Source organism: Streptomyces sp. TRM70350, assembly GCF_019219825.1.
Lineage (GTDB): Bacteria > Actinomycetota > Actinomycetes > Streptomycetales > Streptomycetaceae > Streptomyces.
Genome location: NZ_JAHUXH010000077.1, coordinates 1 through 2,438, shown reverse-complemented (window position 1 = coordinate 2,438; position 2,438 = coordinate 1). Strand labels below are relative to the sequence as shown.

Genomic DNA, 2,438 nt, shown 5'->3' with positions numbered 1-2,438 from the left:
CTCGTCGAAGGCGCCCGGGGTGGCCATGACGGTGACACCGCCGGCCAGCGCCATGGAACACTCCCCGCTGCGCAGCGCGCTGATCGCCCAGTGCAGCGCGACCAGGGACGAGGAGCACGCCGTGTCCACGGTGACCGCCGGGCCCTCCAGACCCAGGACGTAGGCGATACGGCCGGACAGCACGCTGGCGGAGTTGCCGGTGCCGATGTGTCCGGCGTGGGCCTCGGTGGCGCCGGAGAGCAGGGCCGCGTAGTCCTGGCCGTTGGTGCCGAGGAAGACACCGACGGACGTGCCGCGGGCCGTGTGCGGGTCGATGCCCGCGCGTTCGAAGACCTCCCAGCCGGTCTCCAGGGCGAGCCGCTGCTGCGGGTCCATGACCAGCGCCTCACGCGGCGAGATACCGAAGAAGTCCGCGTCGAACTCCCCCGCGCCGCGCAGGAATCCGCCCTCGGCGTAGGCGTCGGTGGGTCCCCACCGACGGTCTGCCGGGATGGGGCCGACGGCGTCCACGCCGTCGGCCAGCAGCCGCCACAGCTCCTCGGGCGAGGTCACGTCGCCGGGGAAGCGGCAGGCCATGCCGACGATGGCGATCGGTTCGTCTGTGCGGACGGCCGTGTCCGCAAGCGCGGTCGCGCCGGTCGCGCCGGTGTCCTCGCCGCTCGCCAGGGCGAGCAGGCGGGTGGCGAGGGCGCGGGCGCTCGGGTGGTCGAACACGGTGGTCGCGGGGAGCGCGACTCCGGTGGCGGCACTGAGGCGGTTGCGCAGCTGGACGGCGGCCATGGAGTCGAAGCCGAGGTCGCGGAAGGCGGTGTCGGGCTCGACGTCCGCCGCGCCCGAGCGGCCGAGGACGGCGGCGGCGCAGGAGCGCACGAGGTCCAGGGCGGCGCGCTCGCGGTCGGGGCCGGTGAGCGCCGTGGGCGCCACCGCGGGGGCCGGGCCGGACAGTTCGGCCAGCAGGGAGCCGGCGGTCAGGCCGGTCCAGTCGGCGTCGGTGACGACGCTGTGCGCGTCCCCGGCGGCCACGGCACGCTCGAGGGCGACCAGGGCGTGGCCGGGGTCGAGCGGCGTGACACCGGCGCGGCGCAACCGCTCCGCCACGGCCGCGTCGAGCATGCCGCCGCCGGCCCAGGGGCCCCAGGCGACGGCGGTGCCGGGCAGGCCGAGGCTCCGGCGGTGCGCGGCGAGCGTGTCGAGTACGGCGTTGGCGGCGGCGTAGGCGGCCTGACCGGGGTTGCCGAGGGTGCCCGCGAGCGAGGAGAACAGCACGAACGCGTCCAGGTCGAGCCCGGCCGTCGCGGTGTGCAGGACCCGGGCGGCGTCGGCCTTGGCCCGGAGTACGGCGGTGAGCTGCTCCTGGGTGTGCATGTCCAGTGAGGCGTCGGAGAGGACGCCCGCCGTGTGGACCACCGCAGTCAGCGGAGCGTCGGCGGGCACCTGGGCCAGCAGGTCCGCGACCGCCTCCGGATCGGCGACGTCGCACGCGGCGACGGTCACCGTGGCACCGGCGGCCTCGACGGCGCGGGCCAGTTGGGCGGCGCCCTCGGCCGCCGGACCTCGCCTGCTGACGAGCAGCAGGTGCTGCGCCCCGCGCTCCGCGAGCCGCTGGGCGACCTGCGCGCCGAGCGCGCCGGTGCCGCCGGTCACCAGGACCGTGCCCCGGGGCCGCCACTCGCGGCGGGGGGCGTCGGCGGCCCGTACGAGGCGGGCCGCGAAGGTGCCGTTCTCGCGCACCGCGCACTCGTCCTCGGAGCCGGCCAGCACGGCGGCGAGCCGGCGCCGTGCCCGCTCGTCCAGCGTGCCGGGCAGGTCGACCAGCCCACCCCAGCGGTCGGGGTTCTCCAGGCGGACGACCCGGCCGAGCCCCCAGAGACCGGCCGGGGCGACGGCGGCTTCGGAGATCTGGTCCGTGGAGGCGACCGCCACGGACTCGGAGGTGGCGCACCACAGCGGAACGGTGAACTCGGCGTCACCCAGCGCCTGCACGAGGGCCAGGGTGGCGTGCACCGGGTGCGCCGCCGACGCGAGCAGGGACAGCACCCCGGTGATCCCGGTGCCGTGGAGGTCCCGCAGCAGTGCGGCGGTCGTCTCCCGGTCGGCGCCGTCGGGCAGCGCGAGGTGCGTGACCTCGGCGCCGTGCTCGCGCAGGGCGGTGGCGGCGTCGGCGACGAGCGCCTGCTCGCCCTCCGGCGCCACCAGCAGCCACCGGCCGGTCAGCACCGCGCCACCGGCCTCCGGCAGTGGGGTCCAGCGGACCTTGTGCCGCCATCCGTCCACGACCGCGTCGGCACGTTCCCTGTCGTGCCAGGACGCGAGCGTGGGGAGTACGGCGTCCAGCCCGGCGTCCTCCGCCACGCCCAGCAGTTCGGCGAGGCCACCGCTCTGCACAGCGGCCCAGAAGGCGTCGTCCGAGGCTCCACGGGTCTGGGACGCGGGTACGT

Annotated in this window: 1 protein-coding gene; it reads right to left on the bottom strand. The window is 76.7% G+C overall.

The window, feature by feature from the left end; all coding sequences use genetic code 11:
• Positions 1–2,438 (bottom strand): SDR family NAD(P)-dependent oxidoreductase (locus tag KWI83_RS37575; RefSeq protein ID WP_218518855.1); only part of this gene is annotated, 2,438 nt, incomplete at both ends.